Origin of the sequence: Mycobacterium sp. smrl_JER01 (genome assembly GCF_048513595.2) — a bacterium.
In the GTDB taxonomy this organism is placed as follows: Bacteria; Actinomycetota; Actinomycetes; order Mycobacteriales; family Mycobacteriaceae; genus Mycobacterium.
Genome location: NZ_JBLXXK020000001.1, coordinates 4657448 through 4673688, shown reverse-complemented (window position 1 = coordinate 4673688; position 16241 = coordinate 4657448). Strand labels below are relative to the sequence as shown.

Below are 16241 nucleotides of genomic sequence, written 5' to 3'. Positions count from 1 at the left end.
TCGTGAATCTCATTGCGTCTGCCTCGGTATTCGGGGTGGTAGTAGCTGCTGTGCTGGCTCTGGCCGCGGTCGGTTTCACTCTGCAGTACAGCGTCTCGAATGTCTTCAATCTCGCGTTCAGTGAAACGATGGTGGTGTCGGGGTTCGCGGCGCTGGGAGCCAGCCGTGTGGGACTGCCCATGGTCGGCGCGGCAATTGTCGGCGTCGCGACAGGCGTGCTCGTCTCATTGCTTCTGAACCACTATGTGTACCAACCGTTTGCGAGACGCGGCGTGTCGGTGTTCCAGATGCTGGTGATCAGCCTGGCGGTCAGCCTGGTGCTGGCCAACACGCTGCTGGCGCTGGTGGGTCCGATGTCGTTCCGCTACGACATCACCCCGACGGTAGTGTTCACCCTGGCCAGTGCCGCTGTCACGGATATGCAGTTGAGCGTGGTCGCGCTTGCACTCTCGGCGATGGTCGCGATGCACTTGCTGCTCAAGCGGTCCAGGTTGGGACTCGCCATGCGGGCGGCATCGGTGGACGGCGGGCTGGCGCAGTCGTGCGGTATCGCAACCCAGCGTGTGGTAGCCACCGCCTGGGCGATCTCCGGCGCGCTGTGCGGATTGGCGGGGGTGGCGCTGTTCGTAATCAGTTCGACGTTCTCGGCGACCTCGGGACGCACGTTCATCGTGCTGGTCATCGCTGCCGCTGTGCTCGGCGGTGTCGGAGACGCCTACGGTGCGATGCTCGGTGCGCTCGTCCTCGGGCTAGCGACGGAACTGACCGCCGTTTGGCTGGACCCCAGCTTCAAGATCGCCATCGCGTTGGTTGTCCTGATCGGGGTGCTCATGGCGCGGCCGCAGGGCATCCGCGCGGAATTCTCGGCAGGAAGGGCTTTGCAGGTATGAGTGCCGATCTGTCCTTCTACATCGTCACGCTCGTGGTCTACGCCGCGGTCGCCGTGATCGGCTGCTGGGGCTTGGAATTGCAGTACTCCGACACGGGTCTGCTCAACCTGAGCTACATCGTGTCGGTGGCGGTGGGCGGCTACACCGTGGCGCTGCTGTCGTTGGGGCCACCGGAAGCCGATGGTGGCACCGTCGTCCAGGAGTACTTTTGGGGCGCGTCGTTGCCGTTCCCGTTGCCGTTCGTCGGCGCGGCGCTGGCCGGCATGCTGATCTCGCTGCCGATCGGTCTGGTCGCGTTGCGACGGCTGCGGTCCGACTACCAGGCCGTCGCGATGCTGTCGGTGGCACTGATCGCCGGCGCGCTCGTGGTGGCGATGCCCGGTCTGCTCGGCGGCGGGCATGGGCTGTACCTGATCCCGGCTCCGCTCAAGAAGGAGTTGGGTCTGCGATCAGACGAATACTCATGGCTGTACGCCGGATTCGCGGTCCTGCTCACCGTCCTGGCGGCCTGGGTGGTGCTGCGGATCTCGCGGGCTCCGCTGTGGCGGGTGCTGCGTGCGGTGCGGGAGAACCCGGAGGCCGCCGACGCCCTTGGCATCAACGTGACTCCGGTGCGGTTGTCGGCGTTCGCCGTCGGCAACGGTCTCGGTGCGCTGTCCGGCGCGGTCTTGGCGGCCTTCATCGGCACCTATGCGCCGTCGGACTGGTCCTATCAGGAGACGCTGATCCTGATGGGGGCGGTGATCGTCGGTGGTGCGGGCAACCGCTTCGGGGTGCTGCTCGGTGCTTTGCTGCTGCCGGTGGGCCTGACCGAGGCGACGCGCTACCTGCCGCAGTTCGGCGCGCCCGGCACCGTCGACGCATTGCAGTACGTCGTGGTCGGACTGGTGATCATCGCGTTCCTGTGGTGGCGTCCGCAGGGTGTATTCCCCGAGCGCAAGCGCATTTTCGGCCTCGACGGGCAACCGGTGCCGTTCTGGGAGACGTTACGCCGGGGTTCGCAGAGCCGGGTCCCCATCGAAGCCGAGCAGGGAGTCGCGTGATGAGTGACGAGGAGATCCTGACCATTGAGGGACTCACGGTCACCTATGGCAGGAATCAGGTCCTAAATGATGTGTCGTTGCGTGTGCCCCGCTCGAAGATCACTGCCGTTGTAGGCCCCAACGGGGCGGGCAAGTCAACGTTGCTTCACGCGCTGGCCGGCACCGCCCCGGTGGTGGCGGGCAGGGTAGTGCATGACGCGCAGGACATCGCAAAATTACCGCCCTACAGGCGTTCTCGGCGGGGCATCGTGCGGACCTTCCAGATGCCTGCCGACTTCGGGCGCCTGACCGTGCTGGAGAACCTGCTGCTGGCCGACCGCTCCGTGGGTGGCACCGGTTTCCTGCAGGTGTTCACCCGGCCCAGGCGGAGCTGGCTGCCCGGCCAGCGGGCCGCGGTGGCGCGGGCCCGGGCGCTGCTCGCCGAATTCGGGCTCGACGCCAAGGAGAACGACTACATGCGTGACCTTTCCGGCGGTCAACGCCGGATTCTCGAACTGCTGCGTGCGGTCACCACCGAACCGGAGATGCTGCTGCTCGACGAGCCGTTCGCCGGTGTGCACGCGAGCATCATCGATCGCATCTCCGAGTTCTTAATACAGCTGCGGGACCGGGGCATCAGCATCCTGATGGTCGCCCACGAGCTCGACGCCGTGGAGCGCCTGACCGATGCCGTCGTGGTGATGGCCCGCGGTCAGGTGCTGTTCGAAGGATCCATGGCGCAGGCCCGCCGCGAACAGGAAGTGGTGGACGCATATGTCGCCGGATAACACCCGTAGCAACGCCGGCGAAGGCGTGCTCGGCGTTCACGATCTCACGGTCGGTTACAGCGGCGTACCGATCGTGCAAAACGTCAGCCTGGAACTGGTCGCCGGCAACACCGCATGTGTGGTCGGGCCCAACGGCTGCGGCAAGAGCACGCTGCTCAAGGGGTTGGCCGGACTGATCAAACCGATGGGCGGCATCGTCGATCTGGTCGGTCGCGGCGACATCACCGGCATGTCCACCGCCGAACGGGCCGCCAACGGCATGGGATACGTTCCGCAGATCGACGATGTCTTCAAGCCGCTGACGGTCGAGGAGAACATCGTCATCGGTGGGTACCGCCTGTCGCGGAACAAGGTTGCGGTTAACAAGGAGCGTGTGCTCGAGCTGTTCCCGCGGCTGAAAATTATGCTGAAACGCCACGCCGGTGTGCTCTCCGGCGGCGAGCGCAAGATGCTGGCGATGGCGCGGGTGCTGATGCTCGAACCCAAGGTGCTGCTGCTCGACGAGCCCACCGCCGGCCTGACCGAGGAGATGGCCTCCCGTCTGCTCGATGAGCAGCTCGCTGAACTCAAGGCCAGCGGCATCGCGGTGCTGCTGGTCGAACAGCGCGCCAATCTTGCCATGGCATCGGCTGATTGGGCCTACGTGCTGGCCACCGGCCGCGTGCGCCGGTCAGGGTCGGCGGCCGAGCTGCGAGCCGACCCCAGCTTCTCGCACATTTTCCTCGGCGGCACCGAAGAGGCCCTTCTGGTCGCCACCGAAACCACGAATACCGAAGGAGAAGTTCGTTGCAGTTAGTTCAATTCGTCCACCAGGGCGCCACGCGGTGCGGTTACCTCGACGGAAACGGCAACGATGCCAACGTCGTGGGAGTGGACTGGTCGCTGCGCGACGCACTGGTCCTGCTGGGGGCAGGGCAGGGTGAGCGCATCACCGAGGCCCGAGCCGGGCGGGTGAAGCTCAGCGAGGTGGTGCTGTTGCCTCCGGTGACCTCGTCGAGCCGCATCTTCTGCATCGGCATCAATTACCTGGACCATCAGCAGGAATCCATGGACGTCTTCCTGTCGACTGTGCCGAAGGCGCCGGTGGTCTTCATGAAGGATCTCTCCACGATCGCCGGTCCCTTCGATCAGCTCGACTTGCCGAGTTCGCTGTCGGTGGAATTCGACTGGGAGGCGGAACTCGGGGTGGTCATCGGTGCTCCCGCCCGCAATGTGTCCGAAGAGGTCTCCTGGGATGTGGTGGCCGGCTACACCGTCGTCAACGACGTGTCGGTGCGCGACCGTCAGCTCCGCCACGTGCAGTGGACGCTCGGCAAGAACGCGCCGGCCTCCACCCCGATCGGCCCGGGCATCGTCGACCGCGACACGATCGGTATCAAGCCCGACATCGAGGTAACCTGTCGGGTCAACGGCGTGGTCAAACAGAATGCGTTCACCCGGGACCTGATTTTCGACATTCCGCGGCTGATCGCCGAGATCTCGCAGGTGACACCGCTCTTGCCTGGAGACATCATCGTCAGCGGCACCGCCGCCGGCGTGGGCTTCAAACGTAACCCGCCGGAGTTCCTCCGTGACGGTGACCTCGTCGAGGTCGAGATCGCCGGTGTCGGGAAGATTTCCAACAGGGTCAGGACGGAGTGCTGACATGCCGGTAGTCGGAGGAATCTCTGCCTCGCACGCACCGGGGATTCTCGGCTGGCCCGACGACGTCACCGCTGAGGAGCACCAGGCGGTCTTCGCCGCTTACGAGGAGCTCAAGCGCACCGTGGCCGAAGCAAAGCCCGATGTGATCGTCGCGTTCCTAGACGATCACTTCGAGAACCACTTCCGCAACCTGATGCCTTCGGTCAGTGTCGGTGTGGCAGCACAGCACACCGGCCCCGGCGCGCACCTGCTCGAACTGCTCAAGTTCGAGCAGGTGCACACCTTCGGAGGGGAAATGGAGCTCGCCGAGCACATCTTGCGCACATTGGTGACTTCCGGCGTCGACGCGGCCCGAATGGGTCCTGCCGAGTTCGGTAACAACCTCATGGTGCCGATGAAGCTGCTCCGGCCCGAGAGCGACATCCCGATCATCCCGGTGTACATCAACGTGTTCACGCCGCCGCTGATCACGATGAAGCGTGCCTACGAGGTCGGCGCGGCCGTGCGCGCGGCGGTTCAGGACGTCGACAAGCGAATCATGTTCTGGGGCACCGGCGGTCTATCGCACTGGCCGCCGATCTGGGAACCGAGCCGCGGATCCGACGAGTTCCTGGCAAGGATGAAGACGTTTCAGAACGAAGGACGCGACTACCTGGAACGCGACCCTGACCTGTGGACGGACATCGGCCCCTACGAGATCAGGATGGCTCATGAGATGGGCGACGCATGCGTGAACCCCGAATGGGACGCGGAGTTCCTGGAACTGCTGTCCGCAGGCGACATGGAGACGCTGTTCCGCTGGAGCTACGACGACGTCGAGAAGCGCGGCGGCCATGGCGGTCACGAAATCCTCAACTGGATGGCCGTCGCCGGAGCCATGGGCGGCGGGCGCTGTGAGGTGCTCACCTACCGACCCACCTCGGCCTGGATCTGCGGTACCGGCGCGGTCCGCTACACCCTCTAGGCCACATAACTATCCGGATTCGAAACAAATAAGAGATAAAGGAATTCACGTGATCACCTACCAGGATGCGCCCCTGCCGAAGTTCGGCGACTACTCCACCCTCGCCCTCGGAACCCCCGGTGAGGTCGTCGTGGTGGCGGGGCAGATGGGTGCCGACTCCGACGGCAGGTTCCCTACATCCGACGGCGCCGAGCAGGTGAAAGCCACTTACGACAATCTCGGGGTGGCGCTGGCCGCGGCCGGACTGGGCTTTGACAACGTCATCGGGTTCCGCACCTACGTCGTCGGCCGGGAAATGATCCCGGAGTTCATGGCTGGCCGTAAGGAGAAGTTCGCCGAAATCTACCCCTCCGGCGTTTACCCGCCGAACACGCTGCTGATCATCGGCGGACTCGTCGAGGAAGCGGCCCGTGTCGAGATCGAGGCGCTGGCGGTGCGGCCGGCGGCAGCGTCGTGACGGTGCAGGAAGTCAGCGCTGGCTCCGTGGCGCAGCCGCGGCGCTACCCGTTCCACCACGGACGCGACACCGTGATCGCCTACCCGGTCACCGGGGCAGGCGTCACCACGCGGGTTGTCGAATCCGGTTCCGGTGACAACGTTCTGGTGTGCCTGCACGGTGCTGGGTCCCGGGCGGATCGCTTCGTGCCGGCGATGCCCGGTCTGGTCGCGGCCGGATACCGGGTGTTGGCCATCGACTTCCCCGGCCACGGATTTGCCGAGAAGCGGACCGACATCGAGTACAGCGCAGCAGGTTTTGCTGCTGTGGTCGCCGGTGTCCTCGACTCGCTGGGACTATCGGAGGTGACCGTCGTCGGCACCTCGCTCGGCGGTCACGTAGCCGCGCACCTGGCCGTACACCGCACCGACCTGGTGGCCGGTGTGGTGCTGATCGGTTCGGTCGGAGTCGGCGATTTCCCGCAGGAGTTTCACACCCCGCCGGAGGTGCTCTCCGACGGTAGCGCGGAGGGTGTGCGGCGCAAGCTTATGTTCCTGGTGTCGGATCCGGACATGGTGACCGACGCGTGGGTGCGTGAGGAGTCGATGATCAACTCCTCGGTCGGCGCCAAGCAGGCCCTGTTGGCGGTGTCGGAATGGTTGGACACCGAGTGCAACGACGCCAGGGTCGATGCCGAGTTGGCGAAGTTGCTGCCCGGCCTGCCCGTGCTGCTGGTGTGGGGCGCCGACGACAAGTGGACCCCGCCGTCGATGGGGGTGGAGGCCCAGCAGAACCTGGCCGGGGTGCCGCTCGAGCTGATGCCGGGGTGTGGACATGCGCCGTATTTCGAGGATCCCGACTCGTTCGTCGGGATCCTGTCCAAACACCGCGTCGGGCTCGCCTGAGATCCGACACACGAAGGAGTGAACATGGCCGACCGTTGGCTGCTGATCGAGAATGGCACTGTCGTCGACGGTGACGCCAACCCGCCCATCCCGAACTGCGCTGTGCTCGTGCACAATGCGCGGATCGTGAAGATGGGCACGGTGGATCGCAACGCCGACGTCCCGCGCGGAGCGCGGCTGGAGGTGATCGATGCCCGCGGTAAGACCGTGATGCCGGGGCTCATCGACATTCACTGCCACATGACCTATGGGCTGGCGCGCACCGAGGAAGAGATCTCGATGTACACGCCGCCGGAGATGCGGACGCTGATCGCGGCGGCGAACGTGGAAAAGGTCCTGGCGGCCGGCGTCACCAGCATCTCCCAGCCGGGCGGTTCGTACTACATCGGCGTGGGGCTGCGGGAAGGCATCAAGCGCGCCCTCGTGCACGGCCCTCGGATGACCTCGGCGGGACGGTATCTGACCACCAGCAACGGGTTGACCGATTGGTTCCCGGACGCCACCGGCAATCCCGAGTCCAGCACCGGCAAGCTGACCAACACCCCGGATGAAATGATCGCCGAGATCCGCCGTCAGAAGAAGGCCGGCGTCGACCTCATCAAGCTGGCCGACAGCCCGTTCGGTGACTACCAGGCGTTCACGAACGACGAACTGAAGCTGTGCGCGGACCTGGCCCATCAGCTCGGAATGCAGATCACCATCCATGCCCGCGGTGACGGTGAGATGAACGCGGCGGTGGAGGCAGGGTTCGACCACATCATGCACGGCAACCACATGTCGGACGCGACCATCGAGAAGCTGGCCAAGAGCGGGATTCCCCTCGCACCGACCCAGTTGCTGATGCACCACATTGTGGAGTTCGCTGAGACGCTGCGGGTGCGCCCGTCCATTTCGGAGGCCACCAAGCGGATGAATGACGCGACGATGGACAGCCTGCACCGGGCATACCAGGCCGGGGTGAAGTTCGCGATGGGCACCGACAGCGGGTTCTCATTGGTGCCGTACGGCCAGTGGCATGCCCGGGAACTGGAGATGCTGATGCTCTACACCGGTATGAGCTCTTTGGAAGCCATCCAGGCGGGTACCAAACACGGAGCCAACGCGATGGGTTTACCCGACGACCTCGGTGTGCTCACCGAGGGCAAGCTGGCTGACATCATCGTGGTCGACGGAGATCCGGTGGCCGACATCAGGGTGCTCTACCAGCCCGGCAAGGTCGAGACCGTGATCCTCAACGGCGAAGTCCAGAGGTTCCCGGAGGACATCCGGACGCGGTTCATTCGTAATGATTACCTGCCTCATGAGTACGGCTGGGATCTGCTGTCCTACGAGCGGGCCTTCGAGGGCGTCGAAACCCCGAAGACCCAGCTCGACTGGACCTCCGAGCAGCGTCTGGACGTCATCAACGACGTCAGCAAGTGCGAGAAGGCGGGCGCTGAGCCCGTTGCGGAATAGGTCGCGGGCACACCGCCGGGCCACATACCCCTCCCGGCCCGCGGTGTGCCGGTCCGATTCCCGTCGTCGGCGGACCCAGTTCTTACGCTCTCAGCAGGGAGAGCTGCCTGATGTCGGTGGCAGTCGTAGCGTGGAGTGGTGACTTCACCTAACGACCTGCCCCGGACCGTCGGCGAGCTGCGGGCCTCCGGGCATCGCGAACGCAGCGTCAAGGCCGAGATCCGGGAGAATCTGCTGGCTGCGCTCTCGGCCGGAGCGGGTGCCGACGCCATCTGGCCGGGCATCCTGGGCTTCGAGGACACGGTGATCCCGCAGCTTGAGCGGGCTCTGATCGCCGGGCACGACGTGGTGCTGCTCGGGGAACGCGGTCAGGGCAAGACCCGTCTGCTGCGCGCGCTGGCCGGCCTGCTCGACGAGTGGACACCGGTGATCGCCGGCGCGGAACTCGGTGAGCATCCGTTCAGCCCGATCACCCCGGAGTCCATCCGCCGCGCCGCCGACTCCGGCGACGACCTGCCGGTGGCGTGGCGGCACCGCAGCGAGCGGTACACCGAGAAGCTGGCCACCCCCGACACCAGTGTGGCCGACCTGGTCGGCGACATCGACCCGATCAAGGTCGCCGAGGGCCGCAGCCTCGGAGACCCCGAGACCATCGCCTACGGGTTGATCCCGCGGGCGCATCGCGGCATCGTCGCGGTCAACGAGCTGCCCGATCTGGCCGAACGCATTCAGGTCGCGATGCTCAACGTGATGGAGGAGCGCGACATCCAGGTCCGCGGTTACACCCTGCGGCTGCCGCTGGACGTGTTGGTGGTCGCCAGCGCCAACCCCGAGGACTACACCAACCGCGGGCGCATCATCACCCCGCTCAAGGACCGCTTCGGCGCCGAGATCCGCACGCACTACCCGCAGGAACTCGACGCCGAGGTCGGTGTCATCACCCAGGAGGCCCACCTGGCCGCCGAGGTGCCCGAATACCTGCTGCAGATCCTGGCCCGCTTCGCGCGCAGCCTGCGTGAGTCGAACTCGATCGACCAGCGTTCGGGCGTATCCGCCCGATTCGCGATCGCGGCCGCCGAGACCGTCGGCGCGTCGGCCCGTCACCGGGCGGCACTGCTGGGCGAGCAGGATCCGGTGGCCCGGGTGATCGATCTGCAGAACGTGATCGACGTATTGCGCGGCAAGCTGGAGTTCGAGTCCGGTGAGGAGGGGCGCGAGCAGGCAGTACTGGAGCACCTGCTGCGCCGCGCCACCGCCGAGACCGCCCAGCGACTGCTGGGTGGTATCGATGTCGGCCCGATCGTCACCGCGGTGGAGAACGGCTCACCCGTCACCACCGGAGAGCGGGTGTCGGCGCGCGAGGTGTTGGGCGCGCTACCCGAGGTCTCCGCGGTCGCGGAGATCCAGCAGCGTCTCGGTGCCTCGTCGGAGGGACAACGGGCCGCCGCGATCGAGCTGGCGCTCGAGGCGCTGTATCTGGCCAAACGCATCGACAAGGTATCCGGAGAGGGCGAAACAATCTATGGCTAAGCGGCTCTCGCGGTACTCCAGATACACCGGCGGTCCGGATCCGTTGGCGCCGCCGGTGGATCTGCGTGAGGCGCTGGAGGCGATCGGACAGGACGTCATGGAGGGCACCTCGCCGCGACGCGCGCTCTCCGAGCTGCTCCGGCGTGGCACCAGGAACATGCCCGGCGCCGACAGGCTGGCCGCCGAAGCCAACCGGCGCCGCCGGGAACTGTTGCAGCGCAACAATCTCGACGGCACCCTGGCCGACATCAAGAAGCTGCTCGACGAAGCGGTGCTGGCCGAACGCAAAGAGCTCGCGCGAGCGCTCGATGACGACGCCCGGTTCGGGGAGCTGCAACTCGATGCCCTGTCCCCGTCGCCGGCCAAGGCGGTCCAGGAGCTCTCCGAGTACGACTGGCGGTCACCGCAAGCACGCGAGAAATACGATCAGATCAAGGATCTGCTCGGCCGGGAGATGCTCGATCAACGCTTCGCGGGGATGAAGCAGGCGCTGGAGAACGCCACCGACGAAGACCGGCAGCGGGTCAACGACATGCTCGACGACCTCAACGATCTGCTCGACAAGCATGAAAAAGGGCAGGATTCGCAGCAGGATTTCGACGACTTCATGGCCAAGCACGGCGAGTTCTTCCCGGAGAACCCGAAGGACATCGACGAGCTGCTCGACTCGTTGGCCAAGCGGGCCGCGGCCGCCCAACGATTCCGCAACAGCCTCTCCGAGCAGCAGCGCGCCGAACTGGACGCGTTGGCGCAGCAGGCTTTCGGATCGCCCTCGCTGATGAACGCACTGAGCCGCCTGGACTCCCATCTGCAGTCAGCCCGGCCCGGTGAGGACTGGACAGGGTCGCAACGCTTCTCCGGTGAGGATCCGCTGGGCATGGGTGAAGGCGCCCAGGCGCTGGCCGACATCTCCGAGCTCGAGCAGCTCGCCGAACAGCTGTCCCAGAGCTACTCCGGAGCCACCATGGACGACGTCGACCTCGACATGCTGGCCCGTCAGCTCGGAGACGAGGCCGCCGTCGACGCGCGCACCCTGGCGGATCTGGAGCGCGCACTGATGAACCAGGGCTTTCTGGACCGCGGTTCCGACGGTCAGTGGCGACTTTCGCCCAAGGCGATGCGCCAACTCGGTCAGGCGGCGTTACGTGATGTGGCACAGCAACTTTCGGGACGCCACGGGGAACGCGACACCCGCCGCGCCGGTGCGGCGGGCGAACTGACCGGCGCCACCCGGCCATGGCAGTTCGGCGACACCGAACCCTGGAACGTGACCCGCACACTCACCAACACCGTGTTGCGCAGCGCGGGCACCGGCGCCATCGAGCGACCGATGAAGATCACCGTCGACGATGTGGAGATCTCCGAGACCGAGACCCGCACCCAGGCCGCGGTGGCCCTGCTGGTCGACACCTCGTTCTCGATGGTGATGGAGAACCGCTGGCTGCCGATGAAGCGGACCGCGCTGGCGCTCAACCATCTGGTCAGCACGAGGTTTCGCTCCGATGCGCTGCAGATCGTCGCGTTCGGCCGCTACGCCCGTACGGTGACCGCCGCCGAGCTGACCGGACTGGAAGGTGTGTACGAGCAGGGCACGAATCTTCACCACGCGTTGGCGCTGGCGACCCGGCATCTGCGACGCCATCCGAATGCGCAGCCGGTCGTCCTGATCGTCACGGACGGGGAGCCCACCGCCCACCTGGAGGACTTCGACGGCGACGGCCGTTCGGCGGTGTTCTTCGATTACCCGCCGCACCCGCGCACCATCGCCCACACCGTGAAGGGTTTCGACGAGGTGGCCCGGCTCGGGGCGCAGGTGACGATCTTTCGGCTGGGCAGCGACCCGGGACTGGCGCGCTTCATCGACCAGGTGGCCCGCCGGGTGGGAGGCCGGGTGGTGGAGCCCGATCTCGACGGTCTCGGCGCGGCGGTGGTCGGCGACTATCTGAGCGCCAAGCGGCGCCGCTAAGACCCGCTGGGGTCCACCGGCGGCTTGCGCTTCTTACGCTTGACGCCGACGCTGCCCCACAGCGAGAAACCCCTGATCCGCACCACCGGCGCGCCCGGGGCACCGTCGCCGTCGACGGCATGGTCGAAGCTGCCCATCACGGCCACACCGTGCACGTCGACATTGACCTCGGGCGGCACCAGGATGGTCTGTCCGCCCATGATCGAGTAGGAGCGGATCTCGACCTCCGGCGAGGTGAAATCGGCGTAGCGCATATCGACCACACCGCCACCCCAGAACGCGAACGTGGTGAGCCGGCGCGGAACATTCCAGCGCCCGCGTCGTTCGTAACCACTCAGGATCGCCAGCAGCACCGTCGACGGCGCCGGCCGGCACGGCCCGCGCCGCCCACGAGTGACCGCCCCCGGCAGGTCGGAGGCGAGCCGGTCCAGCTCGTCATAGGTCTGCGCGGCGTACGCCCGGTTCAGCCGATTCTCGTACTCCGAGAGGCCGAGCGCGCCCGACGCGGCGGCGTCGGTGAGCAGCTGCGCGACCTGAATGCGATCGGTGTCCGCTGCGCGCATCGACCCGTTCCGGGACGCAGGGGTGCTCATCGATGGCCCCTCATCGATGACTTCCGGTCCCGTGCTCGTCGCTGCGCACTGCGTACATCGCCCACGAGCCTACGACTAACCTCGGCACATGCAAGTGCCTTGACCAAACTGTAAGTTGCTCAACCCACCCAACGGGGCGGACGCTTCTCCAGGAACGCCGTCATACCTTCGCGCGCCTCATCGGAGACGAACAATTTGGCCGACTCCTGCGTCAATTTCTCTGCCCGGAGATCGAACTCGTCGATCAGGTGCGATGTCGTCAGTGCCTTCGAGGCCGCCAACCCCTGCGGGGAACCCTGCGCGATCGCCGACGCCAGGTCGGCGACCGTCGCCGGCACGTCTTCGGCGGCCATAGTGATCAGGCCCATGGCCGCGGCCTCGGCGGCGCCGAACTTCTCGCCGGTGACGAAGTAGCGGCCGGCCGCACGCGCGGTCATCTTCGGTAACAAGGTCAGCGAGATGATCGACGGCGCGACTCCGATGCGGGCCTCGGTGAGGGCGAATGTACTCGCGGTGCCGGCCACCGCGATGTCGCACGCCCCGACCAGCCCCAGACCCCCGGCGCGGACGTGTCCGTCGATCGAGGCGATCACCGGGAGACGGAGTTCGAGGATGCGCCGCAAGAGGCGCGTGAGCTCGCGGGCCCGGTCGACGGCCAGGTCGGAGGGATCGCGGCCCGCCGCCTCGCTGAGATCCGCGCCTGCGCAGAAGGTCGCACCGGTGTGCCCGATCACCACGGTGCGCACCGCGGGGTCCGAAGATGCGCGGGTCAGACCGTCGTGCAGTTGTTCGACCAGTGCGCTCGACAGCGCGTTGCGATTGGGTGGGGAGTCCAGCGTCAGCCGTGCGACCGCACCGTCGCGCTCATAGCCGACCAGCACGCCCGCCATCAGTAGGACCTGGGCAGACCCAGCGACGTCTGCGCAACGAAGTTCAGGATCATCTCGCGGCTCACCGGGGCGATGCGGGCCAACCGCGATGCGGTCAGCACCGAGGCGATCCCGTACTCCTTGGTCAGACCGTTTCCGCCCAGTGACTGCACCGCCTGGTCGACGGCCCGCACCGATGCCTCACCGGCGGCGTACTTGGCCATGTTGGCGGCTTCGGCGGCGCCCACATCATCTCCGGTGTCGTAGAGCGCCGCGGCCTTCTGCATCATCAGCTTGGCCAGTTCGATCTCGATGTGGTTCTGTGCCAACGGATGAGACAACCCCTGGTGGGCTCCGATCGGCGTCTTCCAGACCTGACGGCTCTTGACATAGTCGACGGCCTTGTCGATGGCGAAGCGGCCCATGCCGATCGCGCTCGCTGCACCCATGATCCGTTCCGGGTTCAGGCCCGCGAACAGTTGGGCGATCGCAGCGTCCTCGGAGCCGACGAGTGCGTCGGCGGGCAGGCGCACCTCGTCGAGAAAGACCTGGAACTGGAACTCGGGGCTGACGATCTCCATCGGGATCTTGGTGTAGGTGAAACCCGGTGTGTCGGTGGGCACCACGAACAGCGCGGGACGCAGGGATTCTGACTTGTGGGCCCCCTCCTTGTAGGTCCGGCCGACGACGAGCACTGCCTGCGCCTGATCCACCCCCGAGATGTACACCTTCTGCCCGGACAGGATCCAGTCGCTGCCGTCGCGACGTGCGGTGGTGGTGATCTTGTGCGAGTTCGAACCTGCGTCAGGTTCGGTGATCGCGAAAGCCATCGTCACAGAGCCGTCGGCGATGCCCGGAATCCAGCGCTGCTTCTGTTCCTCGGTGCCGAACTTGGAGATGATCGTGCCGTTGATCGCCGGTGAGACGACCATCATCAGCAGTGCCGAGCCGGCGGCTGCCATCTCCTCCATGACCAGGCTCAGCTCATACATGCCGGCCCCGCCGCCGCCGTACGCTTCGGGCAGGTTGACCCCGATGAAGCCCAAACGCCCTGCCTCGGACCACAATTCGTCGGTATGCTGGCCTGCGCGGGCCTTCTCCAGATAGTAATCCTGCCCGTAATTGGCGGCCATCGCAGCGACCGCCTTGCGTAGCGCCTGTTGTTCTTCGGTCTCGATGAATCCGGTACTCACTGTTCGCCCTCTCCTGATTCGACACGCGCCAGCACGGCGCCCACCTCCACCTGCTGTCCGGCGGTGACGTTGAGTTCGGCGAGCACGCCGTCGGCCGGTGCGGCGATGGTGTGTTCCATCTTCATGGCCTCCAACCAGATCAGCGGCTGGCCCTTGGTCACCGGGTCGCCGATGGCGGCGCCGATGCGTAGCACCGAACCGGGCATCGGTGCCAGCAGCGAGCCGTGGGCCGGTGCGGCGTCCGGGTCGGGGAAGCGGGGCAGCGCTGTGAGTCGAACCGCGCCGCCGGGGGAGTCGACGAACACCGCGTCGCCGTAGCGGGCGATGTCGAACGGCCGATCCACACCGGCGACGGTGAGCACCACCTGCCGCGGGCTCGCCGACACCAGGGCCACGTCGTCGTGGCCCACCACAGTCACGCCGTCGCGGGTGAAGCGGTACTGCACGTCGTGGCGCTCGCCGGCGTCATCGGCGAAGCCCTTGTGCTGATGACTCGAAGCCAGGTTGCGCCAGCCGCTGGGGATCGCCCCGAAGACGCCTGCGGTGTTGCGGTTGTGAGCCGCGTCGGCCAGCGCCGCCGCCACCGCCGACAGGGTGGCGGTGCGATCGTCGACCGAAGGGGCGGCCAGTTCCGGCAGCCCGTGTCGGTCGAAGAACGCGGTATCGGTGGCGCCGTCGCGGAACGCCCGGTGGCGCAGGACATTGACCAGCAGGTCCCGGTTGGTGCGCACTCCGTGGATACGGGCGCGCGCCAGCGCGTCGGCCAGCACCGCGGCCGCCTGGGTGCGGGTCGGTGCGTAGGAGATCACCTTCGCGATCATCGGATCGTAGAAGACCGACACCGCCGTACCGTCGGTGATCCCTGAGTCCAACCGCACCCCGGCTCGCTCGAGCAGATCGAATTCGGCTCGCACACCTGGGATCTGGAAATGGTGCACGGCACCTGCCTGTGGCTGCCAACCCTGGGCCGGATCCTCGGCGTAAAGTCTGGCCTCGATGGCGGCGCCCCGCGGTTCGGGGGCCGCGGGGTCCAACCGGGTGCCGTCGGCCACAGCCAGCTGCAACTCCACCAGATCCACGCCCGCGGTCAGCTCGGTGACCGGATGCTCGACCTGCAAACGGGTGTTCATCTCGAGGAAGAAGAATGATCCGGCATCCTCCGGATCGGAGGAGGCCATGAACTCGACGGTGCCCGCACCGGTGTAGCCGATGGCGGTCGCTGCCAGTCGGGCCGCCTCGAACAGCTTGTCCCGCATCCCCGTAACCTGTTCGACCAGCGGGGAAGGCGCCTCTTCGATGATCTTCTGATGGCGGCGCTGAATCGAGCACTCCCGCTCGCCGACCGCCCACACCGTGCCGTGGGCGTCGGCCATCACCTGCACCTCGATGTGCCGGCCGGCATCGAGATAGCGCTCGCAGAACACCGTCGGGTCTCCGAATGCCGATTGCGCCTCGCGCCGTGCCGCTTCCACCTGCGCGGGCAGGTCGGCCAGGTCCCGGACCACCCGCATGCCGCGCCCACCGCCACCTGCCGACGCCTTGATCAGCACCGGCAGCATGTCCGCGGTGACGGTGTCGGGGTCCAACTCGGCCAGCACGGGCACCCCGGCGGCAGCCATGATCTTCTTCGCCTCGATCTTCGACCCCATCGCGGCCACCGCCGCCACCGGCGGACCTATCCACGTCAGCTCGGCGCCCTGCACGGCGGCGGCGAAATCCGGGTTCTCGGAAAGGAATCCGTAGCCGGGGTGAATCGCGTCCGCGCCGGCGTCCTGCGCGGCGGCGATGAGTTGCGCAGAATCCAGATAGCCGCGGGTGCCGTCCAGTCGCACGCGGGCGTCGGCCTCGGCGACATGCGGGGATCCGGCATCGGGGTCGGTGTACACCGCCACGGTGCGGATACCGAGGCGACGGCAGGTGGCGAACACCCGGCGGGCGATCTCACCGCGGTTGGCGACCAGAACGTTGGTGATCATCGGATTCCTC

At 66.6% G+C, this 16241-nt stretch carries 15 protein-coding genes; 11 read left to right on the top strand and 4 right to left on the bottom strand.

Going from position 1 to position 16241, the window contains the following annotated elements; genetic code table 11:
* Positions 1-2 precede the first annotated feature (2 nt).
* The 11 genes from ACNUDN_RS21860 to ACNUDN_RS21810 all read left to right on the top strand — a co-directional run bounded on the left by ACNUDN_RS21860 (position 3) and on the right by ACNUDN_RS21810 (position 11600).
* Positions 3-890, top strand: coding sequence for a branched-chain amino acid ABC transporter permease (locus tag ACNUDN_RS21860; protein WP_419123845.1), 888 nt, complete (start codon positions 3-5; stop codon positions 888-890).
* Positions 887-1933 (top strand): branched-chain amino acid ABC transporter permease, encoded by a 1047-nt coding sequence (locus ACNUDN_RS21855; RefSeq protein WP_419123844.1) that lies wholly within the window; start codon positions 887-889, stop codon positions 1931-1933. The genes ACNUDN_RS21860 and ACNUDN_RS21855 overlap by 4 nt, the downstream gene beginning before the upstream one ends.
* Entirely contained in the window at positions 1933-2700 is a 768-nt protein-coding gene (locus ACNUDN_RS21850) for an ABC transporter ATP-binding protein (RefSeq protein ID WP_419123843.1), read from the top strand. The genes ACNUDN_RS21855 and ACNUDN_RS21850 overlap by 1 nt, the downstream gene beginning before the upstream one ends.
* On the top strand, positions 2687-3496 hold the full coding sequence (locus tag ACNUDN_RS21845) for an ABC transporter ATP-binding protein (protein ID WP_419123842.1): 810 nt from the start codon (positions 2687-2689) through the stop codon (positions 3494-3496). Before ACNUDN_RS21850 ends, ACNUDN_RS21845 begins: the two co-directional genes overlap by 14 nt.
* Positions 3487-4344: a fumarylacetoacetate hydrolase family protein gene (locus tag ACNUDN_RS21840; RefSeq protein ID WP_419123841.1), complete on the top strand. Its 858-nt coding sequence runs from the start codon at positions 3487-3489 to the stop codon at positions 4342-4344. Before ACNUDN_RS21845 ends, ACNUDN_RS21840 begins: the two co-directional genes overlap by 10 nt.
* Before the next feature lies 1 nt (position 4345).
* Entirely contained in the window at positions 4346-5308 is a 963-nt protein-coding gene (locus ACNUDN_RS21835) for a DODA-type extradiol aromatic ring-opening family dioxygenase (protein WP_419123840.1), read from the top strand.
* 49 nt (positions 5309-5357) lie between these two features.
* Positions 5358-5765 carry a RidA family protein gene (locus ACNUDN_RS21830; protein ID WP_419123839.1) on the top strand — a complete coding sequence of 136 codons (408 nt, stop codon included), beginning with the start codon at positions 5358-5360 and terminating at the stop codon, positions 5763-5765.
* Between the two features lie 2 nt (positions 5766-5767).
* The gene (locus tag ACNUDN_RS21825; RefSeq protein ID WP_419123838.1) at positions 5768-6649 is read left to right on the top strand and encodes an alpha/beta fold hydrolase; all 882 of its coding nucleotides are present in this window, start codon (positions 5768-5770) and stop codon (positions 6647-6649) included.
* A gap of 24 nt (positions 6650-6673) precedes the next feature.
* Positions 6674-8104 (top strand): amidohydrolase family protein, encoded by a 1431-nt coding sequence (locus ACNUDN_RS21820; protein ID WP_419123837.1) that lies wholly within the window; start codon positions 6674-6676, stop codon positions 8102-8104.
* 138 nt (positions 8105-8242) lie between these two features.
* Positions 8243-9634, top strand: coding sequence for a sigma 54-interacting transcriptional regulator (locus ACNUDN_RS21815; protein WP_419123836.1), 1392 nt, complete (start codon positions 8243-8245; stop codon positions 9632-9634).
* Positions 9627-11600 (top strand): vWA domain-containing protein, encoded by a 1974-nt coding sequence (locus ACNUDN_RS21810; protein ID WP_419123835.1) that lies wholly within the window; start codon positions 9627-9629, stop codon positions 11598-11600. The genes ACNUDN_RS21815 and ACNUDN_RS21810 overlap by 8 nt, the downstream gene beginning before the upstream one ends.
* Here ACNUDN_RS21810 and ACNUDN_RS21805 read toward each other — a convergent pair.
* From ACNUDN_RS21805 to ACNUDN_RS21790, 4 genes are all read right to left on the bottom strand, one after another.
* A complete protein-coding gene (locus ACNUDN_RS21805) occupies positions 11597-12193 on the bottom strand; it encodes a DUF1707 SHOCT-like domain-containing protein (protein ID WP_419123834.1) in 597 nt (198 codons plus the stop codon). The two genes, ACNUDN_RS21810 and ACNUDN_RS21805, sit on opposite strands and share 4 nt — an antisense overlap.
* A 119-nt stretch (positions 12194-12312) precedes the next feature.
* Complete coding sequence (locus ACNUDN_RS21800; RefSeq protein WP_419123833.1) at positions 12313-13083, bottom strand: enoyl-CoA hydratase family protein; 771 nt, start codon at positions 13081-13083, stop codon at positions 12313-12315.
* A complete protein-coding gene (locus ACNUDN_RS21795; RefSeq protein ID WP_419123832.1) occupies positions 13083-14255 on the bottom strand; it encodes an acyl-CoA dehydrogenase family protein in 1173 nt (390 codons plus the stop codon). The genes ACNUDN_RS21800 and ACNUDN_RS21795 overlap by 1 nt, the downstream gene beginning before the upstream one ends.
* Positions 14252-16231 carry an acetyl/propionyl/methylcrotonyl-CoA carboxylase subunit alpha gene (locus ACNUDN_RS21790; protein ID WP_419123831.1) on the bottom strand — a complete coding sequence of 660 codons (1980 nt, stop codon included), beginning with the start codon at positions 16229-16231 and terminating at the stop codon, positions 14252-14254. Before ACNUDN_RS21790 ends, ACNUDN_RS21795 begins: the two co-directional genes overlap by 4 nt.
* Positions 16232-16241: the final 10 nt, after the last annotated feature.

Bases quoted from the DNA above. Each gene is read 5' to 3' on its own strand.
- ACNUDN_RS21855 (WP_419123844.1), top strand. From the start codon at position 887: ATGAGTGCCGATCTGTCCTTCTACATCGTCACGCTCGTGGTCTACGCC.
- ACNUDN_RS21850 (WP_419123843.1), top strand. From the start codon at position 1,933: ATGAGTGACGAGGAGATCCTGACCATTGAGGGACTCACGGTCACCTAT.
- ACNUDN_RS21845 (WP_419123842.1), top strand. From the start codon at position 2,687: ATGTCGCCGGATAACACCCGTAGCAACGCCGGCGAAGGCGTGCTCGGC.
- ACNUDN_RS21835 (WP_419123840.1), top strand. From the start codon at position 4,346: ATGCCGGTAGTCGGAGGAATCTCTGCCTCGCACGCACCGGGGATTCTC.
- ACNUDN_RS21820 (WP_419123837.1), top strand. From the start codon at position 6,674: ATGGCCGACCGTTGGCTGCTGATCGAGAATGGCACTGTCGTCGACGGT.
- ACNUDN_RS21810 (WP_419123835.1), top strand. From the start codon at position 9,627: ATGGCTAAGCGGCTCTCGCGGTACTCCAGATACACCGGCGGTCCGGAT.
- ACNUDN_RS21805 (WP_419123834.1), bottom strand. From the start codon at position 12,193: ATGAGCACCCCTGCGTCCCGGAACGGGTCGATGCGCGCAGCGGACACC.
- ACNUDN_RS21800 (WP_419123833.1), bottom strand. From the start codon at position 13,083: ATGGCGGGCGTGCTGGTCGGCTATGAGCGCGACGGTGCGGTCGCACGG.
- ACNUDN_RS21790 (WP_419123831.1), bottom strand. From the start codon at position 16,231: ATGATCACCAACGTTCTGGTCGCCAACCGCGGTGAGATCGCCCGCCGG.